The sequence below is a fragment of the Haloplanus sp. C73 genome (assembly GCF_051195115.1).
Lineage (GTDB): Archaea > Halobacteriota > Halobacteria > Halobacteriales > Haloferacaceae > Haloplanus.
The window spans coordinates 205,618-224,455 of the sequence record NZ_JBNTJZ010000006.1; the positions used below are offsets into that span (position 1 = coordinate 205,618).

The following is an 18,838-nucleotide window of genomic DNA, read 5'->3' on the forward strand; positions in this document are numbered from 1 at the left end:
CCGATGCGCGCACAGGCTCACACGCTGGAGGCAATCACCGCGAGCATCGTCATCTTGGCGAGTGTCGTCTTCGCGCTGCAGGTGACGGCGGTCACGCCGCTGTCGGCGAGTACGTCCAGCCAGCATATCGAGAACCAGCAGCAGGCGTCGGCGGCGGGCGTCCTCGACGCCGCCCGCGAGACCGGTGACCTCGACACCGCCATCGCCTACTGGGACGATACGAACGGGTCGCTCCACGGCATCTCCGCCGGCGCCTACACCTCGGACGCGGACGTCAACCGGACGGCGTTCGGCGCCATGTTGCTCGACACCTTCGAATCGCGCGGCGTCGCGTTCAACGTCTACTTCACGTACACGACTGACACGGGGACGCTCGTCAGCCGGTCGTTCATCTACCGCGGCGAACCCAGCGACAACGCCGCGACGGCGTCGACGACGGTGGCGCTCTACGACGACCACCCGCTCTACGACGCCGACGGCCATCCGACGGACACGACGGTCAACGAGTCGGCGTCGTACGCGACGTACGTCCCGCCGGATTCGGACACCGGCCTGTACAACACCGTCCGCGTGGAGGTGGTGGTATGGCGGATGTGACCGACCGCGACCGGGCGCAGTTGCTCCTCGTGGGCGCGCTCGCGCTCGCCGTCGTCTTCCTCTCCCTTAGCCTGCTCCTCAACTCCGTCATCTACACGGAGAACTTGGCGACGCGACAGACACACGCGGACGCCGAGAAGGCTAACTCGTTCCACACGGCCGTCGTCGACGGCCTCGGCGGCGCCATCGAGTACGCCAACCGGCGCAACACGACGACGCTCGCCGACCGGCGCGACGCCTATCGCAACTCGACGGACGCGCTGATACTGTCGCTCGCCAACTACTCCGCGACCGACGGGGTCGCCGCGGGCGTCGAGCGACAGGATATCCACGAGGGGACCCGTATCGTCGACGCCAACGAGTCGACGGCGGTGGTCAACCGCGACGGCGCTCGCAACTGGACGCTCGTGAACGACTCCAGAGTTCGGGCGTTCCGGCTGCAGGTCAACGTCTCATCGGTCGAGTCGGGCGACGACCCCGTCCGGTTCAAAATCGATAACGGAACGACCCGAGAGATAATCGTCGAACGCGTCAGCGGCGATGCGCGCGTCCGCATCGAGCGAGCGGGAACCACGACGACCTGCGCGCTGAACGCCGGGCGTATCGACATCACCTCTGGGTCCATCGACGGGGAGTACTGCCGCGGGCTGGCCGACAGCCGCCCCGACGAACCGGTCAACGTCTCCGTCGTCAACGGCGGGGAGATGCTCGCCACGTACTCGCTCGTCGTCGACCGACAGCAGGCCGGCCTGCGGACCGCCGTCGACATCGAGAACTTCCCCGGCGCGTGTACGCCACCGAGTCCGCCGACTTACGGCACGTCGCGGGGAGACGACCCGTACACGGCGCCCGCGATTTACGCCACGACGGCCGAGATTGACACCGGAACGAAGAACCTCGACTTTTCGCGTTCGGTCCGTGCGGCCCCCGACGAACCCGGTCCGCCGGCGACGGGGCCGACGTTCTCCGAGTTCAACGTCACGCCGGGCGAGACGTTCACCATCGACTGGGCGGCGAGCGACCCGAACGACGACATCGACTCCGTCACTATCGAACTCGAATACGCCATCAACGGGACGACGTTCGACACCCAGTCGTACACCTCCGTGACCGCCGATTCGACGACGTTCACCGGCGTGCCGAACGATACGGCGTACTACGTCCGGGGAACCGTGACCGACGGGACGACGCCCCGACGGGTGACGACGCTTCACGACACGGGGGGGTGTCCGCCGTGACGCTCGCTCGTGACCGCCGCGGGTCGTCGACGGCCCTCGGCTACGTGCTCTCGCTCGGCATCTCTGCCATCCTCATCACCGGCCTCATCGTCGCGGGCGGTGGCGTGATGCAGAATCAGCGCGAGCAGTCCGCCCGAACCGAACTGGAGGTCATCGGCCAGACCGTCGCCGACGACTTGGCGAGTGCCGCCCGTCTCGCGGACTGTGACTCCTGTGAAGTCAGTATGCGCATCGACATCCCCGAACGCGTGGCCGGTGAGTCGTACCTTCTGGAGGTGGTCGAGGTCGACCCAGCGGACCCCCAGCACACCTACCGGCTCGACCTCCGCACCGGTCGCTCCGACGTGCAGGCGTCGGTGAGCGTCCGGACGCGGCTCCCCGTCACCGAGACGAGCGTCGCCGGCGGGTCGCTGCTCGTCGAGTACGATTCGGGAGCGGGAACGCTGGAGGTGCGCAATGCCTGACCGCGCCGTCAGCGACGTGGTGAGTTTCGTCCTCGTGTTCTCACTCATCACCCTCTCGGTCGGCACGGTGTCGGTGTTCGGCCTCGGCAGTCTGCAGGACGCCCGCAACGCGGAGCGCATCAACAACGGCGAACGCGCGTTCGACGTCCTCGCGGACAACCAGCGCGACATCGCCCACGGCGGCGCGCCGTCGCGTGCGACGGAAATCAAGCTCGCGGAGACGACGCTCACGCTCGACGAACCGCTGGATTCGTCGGTCACGCTTTCGGACGGAACGCAGGTCGGCAGCACCGAGTCCAGGCCTATCACCTTCCGGCTGGCTACCGACCAAGGGGACCTCTCACGGGGCGTCGTCTACGAGATGGGTGCCATCCTGCGTGTCGACCCCGGTGGCGCCGTGATGCAGCGAACGCCCCCGTTCCAATTCGACGAGAACCGGACTGTCATCCACTATCTTACGCTCGAATCCCGGACCGGCGCAGTCCAGCGCCAGAGTGGGTCGACGACGATCCTCGTCCGAACCGAACACGGCACGACGGCGGTGCTCTCACACACCGAGCCATCGGACGAAGTGACCATCTCCGTCAACACCGAACCGCGGCGAGCGGCCGCGTGGAAGCGGTACTTCGAGGACGAACTCGCGGGGATGTCGGACGGGACGCCCTGTCAGCCGCTGGATGGTTCCGGGGAGGTCACGTGTTCGTTCGAAACCGACGACCTCCTCATCACGCGGACGACCATCCGCACCAACATCGGCTGAGGGTCAGTCGACTCGCGCGGTCACGTTGTGCTCCGTGACGTGAAGATACGTGACGACTTTGCCGCTCCCGTCGTAGTAGATGTAGCCCGAGGAGCCGGATTCGCCGATGCCGGCGTTGTTGCCGTCCGCGACGACGAGGTCGAAGCCGGGACCCATCTGTGCGAAGTAGTGTCGCGTGATGAGCGCGAGGTCCTCCGTGTCGCCGCCACTGTACGTGACGTTCGGGTCGGGACTGTGCTCCTCGAACCGCGCGTCGCTGGCGAGGGTCTTCGACCCCGAGTTGAAGTGGGTCATGTCGTTTTTCACCTTCTGGAAGTCCATCGGCGCGGTTCCGCTGGACGGCGTGAGGTCGACGTCGACCCAAATTTCGTCGCCGTCGGCGGGCTTGCCGTTCACCTCCCCACACTCGGTCTGGAGGTAGGTGTCGCTGTACCACCCGTGGTGTGTGTCACCGCCGTCGTCGCTGTAGTAAATCGCCAGCGCGACGTCCTCACCACACGAGTTGGCGCCGTTGCCGCCGACGTGAATCTCGAACTGTTGCTGGCCCTGTTCGGCGTACAGCGACCAGTCCAGATTCGAGAACGAGGAGGATTCGGTGTCCTGTGGGCGAATCGTGAACGAGAAATCCTCTAGCGAGTGGCCACTGTCCATCCCCCGGACGGTGAGTCCCTGCGTCTCCGGTGGCATCTGGAAGGTGCCCAGCGTCCCGATGCTGACGAGTTCGACTGCCACCGTGTTCGGCGCCGGGTACGACACGTTGCCGTCGGTGCGCTCCTCGAAGTACGACCCCCACCCCGTGGCGTACTCGCTTTCGATGATGACTTCGACCGTTCCGTTCTCGACAGGGTTCGTGTACTCGGTGTCGTCGGGGTAGGTCTTGTTCGACGGGTAGAGTTGGTTCCCCTGCCCGGACGAGCGAGCGGTCACCGCCGCCTGCCCGGTGGCGCTCCCCGAGCCCTGAACTCGAACGAGCGGGAAGGTGAGCGTCCCTTCGCGGTAGTGGAACTCGGGCGGCGAGACCATCTGTGCCGACCCGCTCCCGCTCGCTTTCCAGACGCCGCCGGCTTGATACGCGATGGACTGGTCGCCCTGTCGGTAGACGATGGCGCCGAGCGACGTGTTCGAAACGAGTTCCGTGTCGTTGGCGCCGTTGTAGTTCCGGTGGACGATGCGGATGGTGCCCGCGTCCGGGTCGACGGTGTACCCACCGCTCGTCGTGGGCAACTCGACGCGCTGGCTCTCGGAGTCGCCGAGGGCCACCGTCGAGAGTCGGGAGTCGAGAAGCGTCATGCCGTTTTCGGCCCGGTCGATTTCGGACTGTGACTGTATGTCTCCGATGGCCGCCGACCCGAACATGAGCACGGCCGTCGTCGAGACGATGACGAGGCCGAGAACGAGAATGACACCCACCGGTTCGGCCTGGGCGCTCCGGTCGCTCACGAACCGGTACAACCAGGGGGCGCGTGACCGCGACATTGTCGTTTAGAGGTGAGCGAGACGTAAAAGCCGACTGGCCGATTATCGGGGGTGAGAGCCGACGACGACGGCGTGTAGGGCGGTCACGCCATCGCCGCCAACCGGCTGACGGCTCAGGACTCCGCGTTCGAGAACCGGACGAGCGCACAGACCACCAGCAGTACCTCCGCGACTTTCGCGCCGACGGCGTTCCAGTTGAGACTCCCCTGCATGTAGAACGCCGACATGAAGCCCTCGAACCCGCCGTAGAAGAAGAAGGCGAGGAAGGTTACGAGGGCGTAGCCGGCGGCGACGAGATACAGTTCGCGGCGCCAGTAACTCGTCATGTAGATTGCGACACCGCCGAGGAAGCCCAACCCGTTGAGGGCAAAGAGGATGCCGAGCGTCTGGCTGAAGCCGATGACCTGTGGCGCCAACAGCAGGTGTATCACGCCCGTAATCACCGCCAAGTCGTTCGCGATGATGCCCACCAGACTCGTCGGAAGGCTCACAATCGAGTTCGCGGTACCGCCTGCCGCGCTGGATTCGGCACGTGCCATATCCAAGACTGTCAACGCCCCGAAATAAATGTCGATTGGTACGACTCTCGAAAATCGCGCCGAGCCCGGCAATTATAGGTCGATTCGGTCGAAATCGTAAAAGACCGCTTCGAAGTCCTCCTCGCTCATCTCGTCTTCGAGTTCCTCGATGCGCTCGCTCGCGCGCTCGAACGACGCTCGGGCGCGCTGGTACTCCTCGCTCCCTTCGAGTTCTTGCGGTTGTTTGTGGGATTCGAGTGCGGCGAGTTTCGACGCCGACGCGAACAGTTCCGAGAGCCGCTTGTCGTACGCGTTTCGCTCGACCAGACCACGGACGAGTTGGTGGATATCCTCGCGAAAGAGCGGCTTGACCACGTAGTCGTCGAACCCCATCTCGAGTACGTCGAAATCGGGTTCGACGGCCGTCACCATCGCGACTCGGCAGTCGTACCCCTCGTCACGTATCGTTTCGAGCACCTCGTCACCCGAGATACCGGGCATCAGGCGGTCGAGCAACACGACGTCGACGCTGTCGTCGATTTTGTCGAGCGCCTCTTCCCCGGTCGTCGCGACTCTCACGTCGTACTCCCCGGAGAGCCACTCGGCGAACAGTTCGGCCAGTTCAGTCTCGTCTTCGACGACGAGGACGCAAGGTGATGACGAGGTCATGGCAACGCCGAGTCCACCCGGCGGCACGCTCTTGTGGCGGCAGCGTGATATATTTGTGCTCGCCGTCGCTCGATTCGGTTCGTCAGGACTCCAGCGAGGGTGACCGACGCTCGATGGTCAACGTTCCACAGACGGGACAGAGATAGTGGTCGTCGTCGAACGTCGACTCACACTGGGAGCAGACGTACTCCGAGCCGTTCTCCGGTCCGACCGGGAGCATCCCGTCGTAGCTATACGGTGCGGTCATCGGAGCCACACCCTTCCACCGTATTGGCCGCGTACGCCACCATACATAGTGAACTATCCGTACCCGTCCATACCACTCCATAGTATCAAAATCTACCGGTCGTCTACTCCCGGTCACGGACGCAGGGCTTACCTGTTTCCGCATCCACCCTCGGAGCATGACGAATCGCGTCGTGCAGGGGCGGATGGTGACCGCCGAGCGCTTGGCCGAACTGATAGAAGGAGAGTCGCCCATGGAGGCCGACGACATCGAGGACGCCGACCGGGAGTGTCCCGACTGCGGCGGCGACGTCATCACCGTCGACTACATGCCGTCGGTGACGGAACTGGTGACGGGCTACAAATGCCAAGAGTGTGACTGGTCGACCACCGATAGATAGCCGAATCGAAATCCCTTTACAGTCTTTCGAATAAGGGGTTGTCGAGGGGTCGTGGCCAAGCCCGGCATGGCGACTGACTCCAGAGGTAACGCTCGGTGACGACACTCCAGACTGATATTCCGAGCGCGCGACTGATCATCGTCGCGCGATGACGACCCACTGGAGTACCGAGGCGAAACCGGAGATATCAGTCGATCGGGGGTTCAAATCCCTCCGACCCCACTTTCTGGTGCCACCAACGTCGTGAGCGGTAGGAGTATTCACTTTGAAAAGAAGATTCTGGATGGAACGCACTACCGTCAGTGAGACCTCCAACTGGATGCATATCCGACTCCAGTGTGTCCTATCGTTCGACCCGCTCGAGGGTCAGCGCCTTTTCCATCTCAGGTATCGTTCGGGGTTCTCCCATATCGACTCCGGAAAACGTCGCTCGTAGGAGAGCAACGTCATCGGGAACGTCGAAGTCACGGGGAATTGTCTCCGCTAAGAGTACGCCGCCCGGACACTCTGGTTGGAGTTGAGTCATATAATTACGTAACTGCTGGAGGTCATCGTCGTCGCACCTGTTCAGTTTCACCTCTATCGGCAATCGTACGGAACGGCCGACTGGTTCGGAGTCCTTCAGTAGAATATCCAAGTGCCCTTCAGGGAGCGCACGCTCACCGAGAACTTCCATCTCTTGGTCTTGTACCTCGCTAAAGCCAGTCAACTGCGCAAATTCTGCAAGTCCAGTTTGCGTCGAAAGGCGCCGTCGGAGCAGGACGTGCAGTATCTCCTCGATGAACTTATTCACCTCTGGGGGATGGAAGTCGCCTCTCCGACGCACCCAATGAGTAGTTCCTTCCTCAGACGACCAATCAGCGGAGATTTCACGTGTCGTTTCGATTCTCCCCATTTGCGACACCTGCTGTAGCGTCGTCTTGTCGGCTTGGAAATGGCTCCGTGAATATCCGCCCCGGAGTAGAAGATTCTCTGCAATGTATCGAAATTCACTCCGAACCAGATTCTCCTCCAGTGTCCTCTTTGGCTGTAGATCGAGACGGAACGGGAAATGATAGGTACCACCGCGTGTCAATTCCAGCGGTGGCCATGGGGGAAGGTCTTCAGCATTCAGAACTGCTCGCTTGTCGCCCACTTCGTACAGATCGTACGCGTTCGCGCCATATACGAACGACACGTAATCGCCAACCTCTATGTCTGCGAATGTCCATGCACCGTTTTGACTGCCGGGAAAGCCAGCTAATCCGTACTCCCGACAGAGGTCTAAATTCTGCTTTGTGGAGACGGCGACGAAGAAGTAGGACGGAGGGCCGTCGACATCACCCCCGTTCGAGGTCTGTGGAGAGTCCATTCATCGGCAGATTGTAAGCATAGAGGATCAATCTTCGGAAAATCGGGGTATGTGACCAACCAAGAGGAGTCGAACGGCTTCTTTCAAGACATACCAAAGAGGGCGGTGAACGTTCTCCCCGAAATCGGCGAATTCAATCGTCACCCTGCAGTTCATCATCCGTAGTCTCGGATTCCGCATCTTCAAAATACGTTACTGGTGGCGACCGCCCGATTCAGTCTCGACGGAGCAGAAGAAGCGACGCCACGACGGCGACGAGAGCGGTGACGGCGCCGAAGCCGGGACCGCTCCCGCTGGTTTCGGTGGCCGTCGCCGTGTCGGTTTCAGTCATCGCACTCGTTGCGGTGGCCGTGTCAGTCATTGCGCTCGTTGCGGTAGCCGTACTCGTTGCAGTGGCCGTGCTCGTCGCGGTAGCCGTACTCGTTGCTGTCGAGGTACTCGTCGACGTACTACCGGCGACGACGGTGATGGCGTCGGTGGCCGTCGTCCGCGCGCCGCTCGTCGAGGAGTCCTCGGCGACAATCGTCACGTCGTAGGAGGTGGTCTCCTCGACTGCGGGGTGGCTCAGGCCGAACTCGTAGGTCGCCCGGATATTATCGGTTGCGTAGTCGGCGTCGTTGCTGATGCCGGTCCGGAGCGTCTCTTGCACGCCGTCGTCGTCGGGGCCGTCGACGATGCTCGTACTCGAACTGACGGCGACGGTCTGACCGCTCGTCCGGTTGACGAACTCGGCGCCCGAGACGGAGATGTTACCGGCGTACTCGTCGGGGAACTGGACGAACAGAACGTCGGTCGTCCCGTCGGCGCTGATGCCGTCGGCCTCGTATTCGAGGGTGTGGGTCGCCGACTGCCCGCTCTCGACCTCCGCGTTCGTGAGTGACGTGACGGACAGCCCGCTTACGGCGAGCGTCGACGCGCTCATCACCGCGAGCGTGAGGAAGATGGCGCCGACGACCATCCCGGCTCGTCGCCAACTGCGCTGAGTTCGTAGCATCTTATGAACGTCATTGACCGGGTCGGCGCGAGGATAAACCCTGTCAATACCGACTGCCACTGTCACACAAGCGTCTGTCGTCGACACTCCGATAGCGGAGGGGGTTCCGGGGGGGAGACCGCTATCGAAGTGAGGCCACGTCGGCCCATCTAGGGGACCGGTACTGTCGATAAATAACGGTGTCGGCCGTTGGCAGGCCGTCCGACGGCCGCTCGCCTAACTGATTACCCCCCGAGCTTAGGCTTGGATATCAGTGACGGGCGGACGATGAGTGAGTTGCCCGCTCGATATCTGGTCGGGAGTGGCTGCGGACTCACGGCCTTTATCCTGACGACGCTGCTCCTCGGCGTCCCGTCCTCGTTCGCGGTGTTCGTGGCTCGTACGTTCGCTATCGTTCTCGTCGCGTCGATGCTGGGGTTTTGCGTGTTCGACAGTTACGACTCGACTGAGTCGGGATAGCGTGTCGCCCCGTGTCTTTTGAGGCCAGCGACCCCACGCAACGTATGACGTCTGACCCGGTCGCACCCGATTCGGTTCTCGACGACGAGCCGTCGGACCGATTCCTGAGCTGGTACCACCACGCACTCGCCGTCGCCTACAGCGTCAGCGCCGCCGTCTCCGCCGCCTCGATGCCGCTCGACCGACTCGCGCTGTATTTCGTTGGCTCCCTCGCCGGCGCGTATCTCGTCGTCGTCGTCCTAACTGTCGTCTGGCGACGCGTGGTCCCGAAACTGCTCTGAGTTCGTGACGCTTGCTCCCACAATACGCGGTAACACACGACACTCGTCGAACTCCGCTTCGACAATATATTGCCACCAACACGCAGGTTTTTATTCCGTTCGGCCTTCACCCGAGATATGAGGAGTCCACCCGAGACGAGTGAACTCGATACACCGTCGCGAATTCTGATGGGTCCCGGCCCGAGCATGATCGACCCGCGCGTTCTCCGTGCGATGTCGACTCAGGCGCTCGGATACATGGACCCGTCGTTCCTGGAGATTATGGACGACATCCAGGAACTGCTTCGATACACGTTCCAGACCGACAACGAGTGGACGCTCGCCACGAGTGGGACGGGCACCGCGGCCATGGAGACGGCCATCGGCAACATCGTCGAACCCGGCGACACGATGCTGGTGCCCACCAACGGCTACTTCGGTGACCGGATGGGGAAACTCGCCCGTCGCGCCGGCGGTGACGTCGTGACCGTCGACGCGCCGTGGGGCGAACCGCTCGACCCCGCCGACGTCGCAGACGCCTTCGACGAGCACCAGCCCGACGTGTTCGGGTTCATCCACGCCGAGACGAGTACCGGCGTCTGCCAGCCCGACGTGCCGGAACTCACCGACATCGCACACGACCACGACGCGCTCGTCATCGCGGACTGTGTCACGTCGCTCTCGGGCGTCGAACTCCGCATCGACGACTGGGGCATCGACGCCGCCTACGGCAGCCCCCAGAAGTGCCTCTCCTGTACCCCGGGCGCGACGCCACTCACCGTCGGCGAGCGCGCACGCCAGAAGATTCAGAACCGCGAGACAGACACCGGTTCTTGGTATCTCGACCTCGACCTCGTCATGGAGTACTGGGGCGACGAGCGCAACTACCACCACACGGCGCCGACGACGAACTTCTACGGGCTCCGCGAGGCGCTCCGTCTCGTCGCCGAGGAGGGCCTCGAAAACCGCTGGGAGCGCCACCGCACCGTCGCGGGCGAACTCCGCTCGGGCCTGCAGGACCTCGGCCTCGAACCCGCCGCCGAGAAGGAGTACTGGCTCCCCAGCCTGAACTCAATCGAGGTGCCCGACGGCGTCGACGACACCGCCGTCATCGACTTCCTGATGGACGAGTACGACATCGAAATCGCCAGCGGACTGGGCGCGCTCGACGGCGACATCTGGCGAATCGGCTGCATGGGCTACTCCGCGCGCCGACAGAACGTCGCCTGCCTCCTGACGGCCATGGAGGAAGCGCTCAAGGCACAGAACTTCGACGTCGACGAACAGGCTATCGAAGCCTAATCGCGGGCGGCCGTCTCGCTCAGTTCGACGGTCGTGCCGCCGTGTCGGCACTCCTCCAACGCGTGTTTCGCCGCCATCCCGGCGGCGTGGGCGCTCTCACCCTGCCCGACGCCGACTTTGAGTTCGACGCCGACCGTCTCCGAGACGTGGTCGATGGCCGACCGATAGGCATCGGCGCCTAGCTCGGGCGTGACGGCGATGATGTTGTCGCCGCCGACGAAAAACGAGAGCCCGCCGTGTTCTTCCCGGAGATACCGCATCAGCGTCGCGTACCCCTGCTCGATTTGGATGAAGGAGTCGAACTCGTTGAGTTGGTCGGTGTATTTCTCCGTCGCGTCGTTGACGTCGAAATGCGCGATGGCGACGTCCTCGTCGCTCGACTCGGCGACGGGCGTCCCCGCGAGCACTTCGCGGCGCTCGCGGTCCTGTGCGCTCCCGGCGTGTTGGAGGTGTTCGGTCGCCCGCTCCAGCGCCACCGCCGGGTTCGAATCGACGCCGATGCCGAGGCTGACGGTCACGGGGTAGCGGTTCCCCGTCGACTCTTGGAGAAGCCTGTGGTCGTCGTCGTCCAGACCGTTCGTCACGGCCACCATGTTGTCGAAGCGAGTGAAGAAGGCGTAGCCGTCGCGGTGGCCGATGAACTGCGCGATGTCGGCAAAGAGCCGCGACTGGAGCGTCTGGAGGTCCATCTCGCGGCGCGGTTCCGGCGTCACCGTCCACGGGCCGTAGTTGTCGATTTGAACGAGCGTCAGCTGCGTGTTCGTCACGGTACTGGTGGGTGGCACGGCGCGCTCATTGCTCTTTGGTTCTCGGTCGAAGTCCGGAGCGCGGGGTTCAACTTCGTCCCCACCCTACATTCGGCAATGCCCTACCGAGGTGTCGTCCTCGACGTGGACGGAACGGTGGTTCGGGGCGACGAGCCGATTCCCGGCGCCGCCGAGGGACTCGACCGACTGCAGGACGCCGGACTCGACCGACTGTTCGTCTCGAACAACCCGACCAAGCGCCCGCCCGCTTACGCCGAGCGGCTTCGGAACGCCGGCTTCGACGCCCACTCCTCCGAAATTGTCACCGCGGGGACGATTACGACGTCGTATCTCGCCGACCGACACGCCGACGACGCCCTCTTTGTCGTCGGCGAACCCGCACTCGTCGAGCAACTCACCGACGCGGGACTGACCGTCGTGGACGACGAAGCGCGCGCGGACACCGTCGTCGTCTCCATCGACCGCTCGTTCGACTACGACCGGCTCTGTGTCGCACTTCGGGCGTGTGCGGACGACGACGTCACTATCGTCGGCACCGACCCCGACATGGTGATTCCCGCCGCTCACGGCGACGTTCCCGGCTCGGGAGCCATCATCAACGCCGTCTCGGGCGTGGTCGGGCGCGACCCCGACGTCGTCCTCGGCAAGCCCTCGAAGCCCGCGCGCCGCATCGTCAGCGAGCGTCTCGGCCTTCCGGCGAGCGACTGTCTGGTGGTCGGTGACCGCCTCGACACCGACATCGCACTCGGTGAGCGCGCGGGGATGACGACGGCGCTCGTTCGCACCGGCGTCACCGACGACCGGGAGTTGGCCCGGAGCGAGGTGTCGCCAGATTACGTGCTGGATTCGCTGGCCGACGTGGACACGGTTCTCTAGCCTCGAAGCAGGTTCAGCACCTCGTCGACCACGCCGGGTTCGACGGCGATGACGTAGCGCTTGCCCGGCGTGAGCGTCGTCTCGGGGCGGGCAACTCGCTCGCCGTCGTCGTCCGAGATGACGAGCGTCCCTGCCGGGAACCGCACCGATTCGAGTTTCTTGCCCGCGGCCGAGGCGCCCTCCTCGACCCGCACTTCGAGGATGTCGAGCGCCCCCGTCACGTCGGCGAGCGTCCGCACGTCCTCGCCCTCGATTTCGTTGACCGCCGTTCGGGCGCCGGTCTCCTCGGGAAACACCGTCCGGTCGACGAACTGCTCGTACTCCTCTTGGTCCCGCTGGGCGATTCGGGCCACCGTCCGAAGGTCCGGATTCATCTCGATCGCCATCATACAGACCGCGAGATTCAGCCCCGGTTCCCCCGTCAGGCCGGCGACGACGTCGCTTCGCTCGACGTCCGCCTGCCGGAGGATGTCCGGGTTGGAGGCGTCGCCCCGGATTATCGTCGCCACGTACTCGTCGGCCATCTCGTCGCACCGCTCGCCGTCGGATTCGATGACCGTGACGTTGTGCCCTCGGTCGCCGAGGAGGGCCGCTGCTTCGAAGCCGACGCGTCCGCCGCCCGCGATGATGATATCGAGTGCCATGGTCGTTGTTAGTCGTCCACCGCCGAGGTCGTTTCGTCGCGCGTCTCCGTCTCGTCCGCCCGGAGGTGCGTGTAGACGGCGTACGCCGCCACGCCGAGCAGAATCCAGCCACCGCTCAAGAGAAGCGCCAACACGTCCGTCCGGAGCAGGTACCACACCAACACGCCGGTCAACACCAAATTGAGGACGATGCCGAGAATCGGCGGAATCGGGTAGTACGGCAGTTCGTACGGTCGGTTCATGTTCGGTCGCTCCCGCCGGAGTTTGATGACCGAGCCGTTGACGACGATAAACGAGAGCAGGAAGAAGAGACTGGACATGTTGCCCGCGCTCTGGGTTGGCAACGCGACGGAGCCGAGCATCACCACGCCGCTCGCGAGGATGGCGACGAAGGGGGTCCCGTAGCGGTGGTGCAACTGCCCGAATGAGGGCAGGAGTTGCTCCTCGCGCCCCATCGAGAACGCGACGCGCGAGGAGGCGATGACGACGGCGTTCAACGCCGTCAGCGTCGAGAAGACGGCGCCGAAGACGATAATCGCGCCGCCGTTCTGAATCACGGGCAACCCGGTCGGCATGAACTCCGTCGCCGCCTGCGCGATGCCCGCCTCGCCCGCCTCGGCCAACCCTTGCGCGCCGAGCGTCCCCACCGCGACGCCGACGACGGCGAGATAGACGACGACGGTCACGGCCAGACTCGCGAAGATGGCCTTGGGGATGTTCTCGCGCGGGTTCTTCACCTCCTCCGTGACCGTCGTGATGAGGTCGTAGCCCTCGAAGGCGATGAACGTCAGCCCCATCGCGGGGAGGACGCTGAACGCCCCGCTATCGCCCGGAAACAGCGGCTGAAACTCCGCCGTCGAGAACATGGGCGCCGTCGCGCCGAAGGCGACAAACACCACGAGGATGCCCACCTTCACGAGCGTAAAGATGGTTTCGACGCTTCCGCTGGCGGCCGTCGAGACGGCGTTCAGCGCCACCAGTCCGAGGACGGCGACGAACGCGAGGCCGATGCCCGCCGGAACGGCGATATCGACCACCGGCAGTGCCACCGCGCCCACCTCCGCCGGCGCCACGTCGTAGACGTGCAGGAGTTCGAGGAAGTTCGGCGCGAAACCCAGCGCGTACAGGCCGCCGGCTATCATGTAGGCGAACCACAGCATCCACCCCATCACGAACGAGGGGAGGTCGGCAAACACCTCTCTGACGAAGGCGTACCCGCCGCCGCTTTTCGGAATCGACGCGGCGAGTTCCGCGTACGACAGCCCGGTAAAGGCCGTCACGACGCCGTTGAGTGCGAACACGAGGATGGCCGCTGGCCCCGCGATTTCCGCGGCCAGCCCCGTCAACACGAAGATGCCGGCGCCTATCATCGCGCCCATCCCTATCATCGTCGCGTCGAGGAGGCCGAGGTCGGCCTCGGGCGCACGCTCGCCGTGACTGCTCACGGCGGCCACCCTCCCAGCATCAGCCAGCGCGGACTAGTGTCGTCTCCCGATTGCGTGTGGGCCATCAGCGTGGCTCATCCCTGTTCGACGCCCCACAAGAAAGTCCGGGCCAACTCCAACGGACTGACGACGACCCTCAGAAGGCGTCGCCGTAGACGTCGATATCGGCGTGCAGGCCTTCGCGGAGCGCCGAATGGACGTGACAGATGCCTTCGGCGCGTTCGACGAGTTCCGCCGCGGTGTCGTCGTCGAGGTCGGCGGCGACGTGGAGCGCGAAGTGAATGGATTCGAGGTCGTCATCGTCGTCGAGGTCGGCGCTCGCGTCGATTTGAATCTTGCCGAGGTCGTCGTGGTCGCGCTGTTGGCCGGCGACGCGGAACGCCGGCAGGAAACAGGAGGCGTAGGTCGCGACGAGCGCCGCGTTCGGGTTCGGCCCTTCCTCGTCGGTGGCGTCGATGGTGAACTCGAAGTCACCAATCTGGTTGACGGCGCTGAACCCCTCGTCGCTGACGGTAATCGTCTCGATGTCGCTCATCGTGTCCCGATTCGACCCGTGGCGTCTAAACCCTTACCCGTCGCTGTACGGGCGCTCGAACGCGAAACTCTCGTCGGCGTCGAGGGCGTGCACCTCGGCCGACGCTCCCGCCGCCGCCACCTCTCGCTCGAAGTCCTCGACGTCGATTTCGATGGGCGGGAAGGTGTCGTAATGCATCGGGAACACGTGGTCGACGCCGAGCCAATCCGCGGCGATGGCGCCCTGTGCCGGTCCCATGGTGAAGTGGTCGCCCACCGGCAGCGCCGCCGCGTCGGGTTCGAGGAAGGGGCCGATGACGTCGCGCATCTCGCTCATCAGTCCGGTGTCGCCGGCGTGGTAGAACGCGAAGGCGTCCTCGTCAGCCTCCTGAGTCGGCACCGTGTCGCCGATGATGTAGCCCGCCGGCGGCCCGGCGCTGTACTCGTAGTCGGTGCCGATGCCGTTCGTGTGGTCCGCGCGGTGCATCGTCACGTACGCGTCGCCGCACTCGACGGTGCCGCCGATGTTCATGCCGAGAGTGTCCTCGGCGCCGTGTTCGTCGCCGACCCACGCCGTCAACTCCGGCGTGCCGACGATGGTCGCGTCCGTGAACGCACCCACGTCGCCGATGTGGTCGGCGTGGCCGTGGGTCAGGAGGACGTAGTCCGGGTCGAGGTCCGCTGGCTCGACCGACGTGAACGGGTTGTCGAAGAAGGGGTCTATCAACAGCGACGTGTCGTCGACGGTGACGTGCCAAGTCGAATGGCCGTGCCAAGTGAGTTCCATGCTCGTTCGTTGTCCCGAGACGAACGTGAATCTTGTCCCAACTAAACGAGGAAGGCTTATCTCACCCGCGACTGACGCCCCGTGCATGCGACGCGTCCGATTCCGCGACCCGGCCGGCATGGTCCGCACGGGCGAATGGCACGGCGATGGCGTTCGCTTCGCCGACTCGACGTACGACCTCGACGAAGTCGACGTCCTCGCCCCCACAGAGCCCTCGAAAATCATCTGTATCGGCATCAACTACGCCGACCACGCCGAGGAGACGGGTATCCCCGTCCCCGACCGGCCGATGCTCTTTCTCAAGACGCCGAACACCGTCGCCGCCCACGGCGACACCATCGCCCTCCCCGAGGGCAAGTCGCAGGTCGACTGGGAGGCCGAACTCGGCGTCGTCATCGGCGAACAGTGTCGCAACGTCGACGCCGACGACGCCGAGTCGGTTGTCGACGGCTACACCGTCGTCTGTGACATCTCGAACCGCGACGACCAGCGCGAGGAGCAAAACTGGGTGCGCGGCAAGGCCTTCGACGGCGCCGCCCCGATGGGACCGGTCGTCGCCGACCCCGACCACCTCCCCGACGACGCCGCCATCTCACTCCGCGTCAACGGCGAGACCAAGCAGTCCTCCGACATCTCACAGCTCATCTTCGACGTGCCCGCCCTCATCGAGGAAATCTCCTCGTACATGACGCTCGAACCGGGCGACGTCATCTCGACGGGCACGCCGTCGGGCGTCGGTGGCCTCGAAGACGGGGACGACGTGGCCGTCGAAATCGAGGGCGTCGAAACGCTCGAGTTCACGGCGCGACGCGACTGACACCAACCAGCCACGCTTAAGCGTCGCCGCCCGCAATTTCGAACCATGCAACCACGGGACCTCTCTGACCTCTCGCCGTACGTCCCCGGTCGCGGGGCCGAGGAGGTGGCCCGCGAACTGGGGATGGACCCCGCCGACCTCACGAAACTCTCCTCGAACGAGAACCCACACGGCCCGAGTCCGGACGCCGTCGAGGCGATTCAACAGGCCGCGCCCCGTGTCGGTGTCTACCCCAAGGCCTCCCACACCGACCTCGGCGAGAAACTCGCCGACCACTGGGACTGCACGCCCGAACAGGTCTGGGTCACGCCCGGTGCCGACGGCGCCATCGACTACCTCTCGCGGGCCTTCCTCGACCCCGACGACCGGATTCTCGCCCCCGAACCCGGCTTCTCGTACTACCGGATGAGCGCCCGGTACCACCACGGCGCGGTCGACACCTACTCGCTCTCGAAGGCCGACGACTTCGCACAGACGCCCGACACCGTCCTCGACGCCTACGACGGCGAGCGGATGGTGTATCTCACGACGCCGCACAACCCCACGGGCGCGGAGTTCTCCCGCGACGCCATCCGAACCCTCGCCGAGACGGTCGCCGACCACACCCTCATCGTCGTCGACGAGGCGTACGCCGAGTACACGGACGCCCCCTCGACCATCGACCTCCTCGACACCTACGACAACCTCGCCGTGCTTCGAACGTTCTCGAAGGCGTACGGGCTGGCGGGGCTTCGCGTCGGCTACGGCGTCGTGCCCGAGGCGTGGGCGGACGCCTACGCCCGCGTCAACACCCCCTTCGCCGCGAGCGAAGTCGGGTGCCGGGCCGCCCTCGCCGCTCTCGACGACGAGGAGCATCTCCAGCAGACGGTCGAAACGGCGCGCTGGGCGCGTTCGTATCTCCGAGACAACCTCGACGCGCCGACGTGGGAGAGCGGCGGTAACTTCGTCCTCGCGGAAGTGGGTGACGCCTCGGCCGTCGCCGACGCCACCCAGCGCCGCGGCGTCATCGTCCGCGACTGCTCCAGTTTCGGCCTGCCCGAATGCATCCGCGTCTCCTGTGGCACGCGGGAGACGACACCCGACGCCGTCGACACCATCAACGAGGTTCTCGCGGAGGTGGTGGCGTGAGCGACGACGTCGACTACCGCGTCGCCGTTACGGGCACGCCCGGCACGGGCAAGACCAGCGCGACGACCCTCCTCGACGGCCCCGTCGTCCACGTCAACGAACTCATCCGCGACGCGGGGCTGTGGTCCGAGCGCGACGCCGACCGCGATTCGCTCGTTGCCGACTTGGACGCCGTTCGGGAGGCGCTCGGCGACTGGTCGGGCGTCGCCGAATCCCACCTCGCCCACCACCTCGACGCCGACAAGGTCGTCGTCCTGCGGTGCCGGCCCGACGTCCTCGAAGAGCGTCTTCGCGACCGAGGAGCCGACGAGGCGAAGGCGACGGAAAACGCCGAGAGCGAGGCGCTGGACGTCATCCTCTCCGAGGCGGTCGACCGCCACGGCGTCGAGAACGTCTACGAAATCGACACGACCGACCGCACGCCCGCCGAGGTGGCGACGGCCATCGAGGCCGTCATCGCCGGTGACCGCGACCCGAGCGCGGGCGACGTCGAATTCACGGGCTACCTGTGACGATGCCCGGTGGATGCCATCACCTACTATGACACTCGACCGCCTGCGCCCCGTGGCCGAACTCGTCCTCGACCCGATGGTCGCCGCGGCCGACCGGGTGGGACTCACGCCCAACGGCGTCAGCGTCATCGCCTTCGGCTTCGCCGTCGCCGCCGCGGTCGGGTTCTACGTCGCCACGCCTCTCGGCTACGTCCTCGGCGGGCTCTGTGTCCTCGCGAACGGGTGGCTCGACCTGCTGGACGGCGCCCTCGCCCGCACGCAGAACACCGACTCCCTCGGCGGTGACCTTCTCGACCACGTCTTGGACCGCTACGCCGACATCGTCCTCGTGGTGGGACTGGCCGCCGGCATCGCGCGCTACGACCTCGGCTTGCTGGCCGTCACGGGCGTCCTGATGACCTCGTATCTCGGCACCCAGATTCAGGCCGTCGGCCTCGGGCGCGAGTACGGCGGGCTGGTGGGGCGGGCGGACCGCCTCGCGCTCATCGGCATCGCCGCCGTCGTCGCCGCTATCGTCCCCGAGTCGCTGGGGCCGCTGTCGGTCGTCGGGTGGCTCCTCGTCTTCTTCGCTATCATCGGCCACTTCACCGCGCTCCAGCGGTTCTGGGGCGCGTGGGGCGACCTCGACTGACCGC

24 protein-coding genes and 1 tRNA gene are annotated in these 18,838 nt (G+C 65.1%); 14 read left to right on the forward strand and 11 right to left on the reverse strand.

What is annotated here, in order from left to right; genetic code table 11:
* The first annotated feature begins 3 nt into the window (after positions 1–3).
* From ACQUSQ_RS12250 to ACQUSQ_RS12265, 4 genes are read left to right on the forward strand one after another with little or no spacing between them, the layout of a single operon-like run.
* A complete protein-coding gene (locus tag ACQUSQ_RS12250) occupies positions 4–597 on the forward strand; it encodes a DUF7288 family protein (RefSeq protein ID WP_435069575.1) in 594 nt (197 codons plus the stop codon).
* Positions 585–1,835 (forward strand): DUF7261 family protein, encoded by a 1,251-nt coding sequence (locus ACQUSQ_RS12255; protein WP_435069577.1) that lies wholly within the window; start codon positions 585–587, stop codon positions 1,833–1,835. Before ACQUSQ_RS12250 ends, ACQUSQ_RS12255 begins: the two co-directional genes overlap by 13 nt.
* Positions 1,832–2,299, forward strand: coding sequence for a DUF7266 family protein (locus ACQUSQ_RS12260; protein ID WP_435069578.1), 468 nt, complete (start codon positions 1,832–1,834; stop codon positions 2,297–2,299). The genes ACQUSQ_RS12255 and ACQUSQ_RS12260 overlap by 4 nt, the downstream gene beginning before the upstream one ends.
* A complete protein-coding gene (locus tag ACQUSQ_RS12265; RefSeq protein ID WP_435069581.1) occupies positions 2,292–3,059 on the forward strand; it encodes a DUF7289 family protein in 768 nt (255 codons plus the stop codon). The genes ACQUSQ_RS12260 and ACQUSQ_RS12265 overlap by 8 nt, the downstream gene beginning before the upstream one ends.
* 3 nt (positions 3,060–3,062) lie before the next feature.
* Here ACQUSQ_RS12265 and ACQUSQ_RS12270 read toward each other — a convergent pair whose 3' ends face one another.
* From ACQUSQ_RS12270 to ACQUSQ_RS12285, 4 genes are all read right to left on the reverse strand, one after another.
* A complete protein-coding gene (locus ACQUSQ_RS12270; protein ID WP_435069583.1) occupies positions 3,063–4,535 on the reverse strand; it encodes a DUF7289 family protein in 1,473 nt (490 codons plus the stop codon).
* 113 nt (positions 4,536–4,648) lie between these two features.
* Positions 4,649–5,074, reverse strand: coding sequence for a DUF7475 family protein (locus ACQUSQ_RS12275; RefSeq protein WP_435069586.1), 426 nt, complete (start codon positions 5,072–5,074; stop codon positions 4,649–4,651).
* Between the two features lie 72 nt (positions 5,075–5,146).
* A complete protein-coding gene (locus ACQUSQ_RS12280; protein ID WP_435069588.1) occupies positions 5,147–5,722 on the reverse strand; it encodes a response regulator in 576 nt (191 codons plus the stop codon).
* Positions 5,723–5,804: 82 nt separating this feature from the next.
* Complete coding sequence (locus ACQUSQ_RS12285; protein ID WP_435069589.1) at positions 5,805–5,969, reverse strand: hypothetical protein; 165 nt, start codon at positions 5,967–5,969, stop codon at positions 5,805–5,807.
* Between the two features lie 157 nt (positions 5,970–6,126).
* Here ACQUSQ_RS12285 and ACQUSQ_RS12290 point away from each other — a divergent pair, with 157 nt between their 5' ends.
* Positions 6,127–6,348 carry a DUF5795 family protein gene (locus ACQUSQ_RS12290; RefSeq protein ID WP_435069591.1) on the forward strand — a complete coding sequence of 74 codons (222 nt, stop codon included), beginning with the start codon at positions 6,127–6,129 and terminating at the stop codon, positions 6,346–6,348.
* A gap of 45 nt (positions 6,349–6,393) precedes the next feature.
* Positions 6,394–6,570 (forward strand) — tRNA-Trp (locus ACQUSQ_RS12295).
* A 121-nt stretch (positions 6,571–6,691) separates the two neighbouring features.
* On the opposite strand, the gene ACQUSQ_RS12300 is transcribed toward ACQUSQ_RS12295, so the two are convergent.
* Both ACQUSQ_RS12300 and ACQUSQ_RS12305 read right to left on the reverse strand, forming a co-directional pair.
* Positions 6,692–7,699, reverse strand: coding sequence for a hypothetical protein (locus ACQUSQ_RS12300; protein ID WP_435069592.1), 1,008 nt, complete (start codon positions 7,697–7,699; stop codon positions 6,692–6,694).
* Positions 7,700–7,913: 214 nt separating this feature from the next.
* A complete protein-coding gene (locus tag ACQUSQ_RS12305; RefSeq protein ID WP_435069594.1) occupies positions 7,914–8,693 on the reverse strand; it encodes a PGF-CTERM sorting domain-containing protein in 780 nt (259 codons plus the stop codon).
* 267 nt (positions 8,694–8,960) lie between these two features.
* Here ACQUSQ_RS12305 and ACQUSQ_RS12310 point away from each other — a divergent pair, with 267 nt between their 5' ends.
* The 3 genes from ACQUSQ_RS12310 to ACQUSQ_RS12320 all read left to right on the forward strand — a co-directional run bounded on the left by ACQUSQ_RS12310 (position 8,961) and on the right by ACQUSQ_RS12320 (position 10,714).
* Entirely contained in the window at positions 8,961–9,152 is a 192-nt protein-coding gene (locus ACQUSQ_RS12310; RefSeq protein WP_435069596.1) for a hypothetical protein, read from the forward strand.
* 44 nt (positions 9,153–9,196) lie between these two features.
* The gene (locus ACQUSQ_RS12315; protein WP_435069597.1) at positions 9,197–9,433 is read left to right on the forward strand and encodes a hypothetical protein; all 237 of its coding nucleotides are present in this window, start codon (positions 9,197–9,199) and stop codon (positions 9,431–9,433) included.
* A gap of 117 nt (positions 9,434–9,550) precedes the next feature.
* Positions 9,551–10,714, forward strand: coding sequence for a pyridoxal-phosphate-dependent aminotransferase family protein (locus ACQUSQ_RS12320; RefSeq protein WP_435069599.1), 1,164 nt, complete (start codon positions 9,551–9,553; stop codon positions 10,712–10,714).
* Here the strand turns inward: ACQUSQ_RS12320 and ACQUSQ_RS12325 are convergent.
* Positions 10,711–11,481, reverse strand: coding sequence for a GTP cyclohydrolase IIa (locus ACQUSQ_RS12325; RefSeq protein WP_435069601.1), 771 nt, complete (start codon positions 11,479–11,481; stop codon positions 10,711–10,713). The genes ACQUSQ_RS12320 and ACQUSQ_RS12325 overlap by 4 nt on opposite strands.
* Before the next feature lie 96 nt (positions 11,482–11,577).
* Here ACQUSQ_RS12325 and ACQUSQ_RS12330 point away from each other — a divergent pair, with 96 nt between their 5' ends.
* The gene (locus ACQUSQ_RS12330; RefSeq protein ID WP_435069602.1) at positions 11,578–12,357 is read left to right on the forward strand and encodes an HAD-IIA family hydrolase; all 780 of its coding nucleotides are present in this window, start codon (positions 11,578–11,580) and stop codon (positions 12,355–12,357) included.
* Here ACQUSQ_RS12330 and ACQUSQ_RS12335 read toward each other — a convergent pair.
* The 4 genes from ACQUSQ_RS12335 to ACQUSQ_RS12350 form a co-directional block, all read right to left on the reverse strand.
* Positions 12,354–13,001 (reverse strand): potassium channel family protein, encoded by a 648-nt coding sequence (locus ACQUSQ_RS12335; protein WP_435069604.1) that lies wholly within the window; start codon positions 12,999–13,001, stop codon positions 12,354–12,356. The genes ACQUSQ_RS12330 and ACQUSQ_RS12335 overlap by 4 nt on opposite strands.
* Before the next feature lie 8 nt (positions 13,002–13,009).
* Positions 13,010–14,389, reverse strand: a complete 1,380-nt coding sequence (locus tag ACQUSQ_RS12340; protein WP_435069653.1) for an APC family permease — start codon at positions 14,387–14,389, stop codon at positions 13,010–13,012.
* A 193-nt stretch (positions 14,390–14,582) separates the two neighbouring features.
* Positions 14,583–14,981 carry an OsmC family protein gene (locus ACQUSQ_RS12345; RefSeq protein ID WP_435069606.1) on the reverse strand — a complete coding sequence of 133 codons (399 nt, stop codon included), beginning with the start codon at positions 14,979–14,981 and terminating at the stop codon, positions 14,583–14,585.
* A 33-nt stretch (positions 14,982–15,014) separates the two neighbouring features.
* Positions 15,015–15,746, reverse strand: a complete 732-nt coding sequence (locus ACQUSQ_RS12350; RefSeq protein ID WP_435069608.1) for a metal-dependent hydrolase — start codon at positions 15,744–15,746, stop codon at positions 15,015–15,017.
* Between the two features lie 85 nt (positions 15,747–15,831).
* Between ACQUSQ_RS12350 and ACQUSQ_RS12355 the strand changes: the two genes are divergently transcribed.
* Genes ACQUSQ_RS12355 through ACQUSQ_RS12370 form a run of 4 tightly spaced genes read left to right on the forward strand, consistent with a single transcriptional unit; the run spans position 15,832 to position 18,834 of the window.
* Positions 15,832–16,563: a fumarylacetoacetate hydrolase family protein gene (locus tag ACQUSQ_RS12355; protein WP_435069610.1), complete on the forward strand. Its 732-nt coding sequence runs from the start codon at positions 15,832–15,834 to the stop codon at positions 16,561–16,563.
* A gap of 45 nt (positions 16,564–16,608) precedes the next feature.
* On the forward strand, positions 16,609–17,691 hold the full coding sequence (gene hisC / locus ACQUSQ_RS12360; protein WP_435069611.1) for a histidinol-phosphate transaminase: 1,083 nt from the start codon (positions 16,609–16,611) through the stop codon (positions 17,689–17,691).
* Positions 17,688–18,203 carry an adenylate kinase family protein gene (locus ACQUSQ_RS12365; RefSeq protein WP_435069613.1) on the forward strand — a complete coding sequence of 172 codons (516 nt, stop codon included), beginning with the start codon at positions 17,688–17,690 and terminating at the stop codon, positions 18,201–18,203. The genes hisC and ACQUSQ_RS12365 overlap by 4 nt, the downstream gene beginning before the upstream one ends.
* Positions 18,204–18,231: 28 nt before the next feature.
* A complete protein-coding gene (locus tag ACQUSQ_RS12370; protein ID WP_435069614.1) occupies positions 18,232–18,834 on the forward strand; it encodes a CDP-alcohol phosphatidyltransferase family protein in 603 nt (200 codons plus the stop codon).
* The last annotated feature ends 4 nt before the right edge of the window (positions 18,835–18,838 follow it).